General features: G+C 62.1%; 1 protein-coding gene. It reads left to right on the top strand.

Annotated features, from left to right (window positions below; genetic code table 11):
- Positions 1–197 (top strand): 5-formyltetrahydrofolate cyclo-ligase (locus AC0L2F_RS35910; protein ID WP_473251544.1); only part of this gene is annotated, 197 nt, incomplete at its 5' end.
- Positions 198–248: the final 51 nt, after the last annotated feature.

Genomic DNA, 248 nt, shown 5'->3' on the forward strand with positions numbered 1-248 from the left:
GCGGATTCTATGACCGCAGCCTGGCCTACCTGGCCCGGCGCAAAAGCTGGCGCAAGCCGACGCTGCTTGGGCTGGCCCATGAGTGTCAGCAAGTGGATCGCTTGGCGCAGGCGAGTTGGGACGTGCCGCTGGCGGGCACTGTCACCGATAAGCATTGGTATGTCGCAGAAGCGCCGCTGGAACCAGCGACGCCTTGAAGTCGTGTTAACGCTTGAATTGCTGTTGCACAGGCGAGAGCTCAACCGGTG

It is taken from the genome of Bradyrhizobium sp. Ken64, assembly GCF_055807555.1.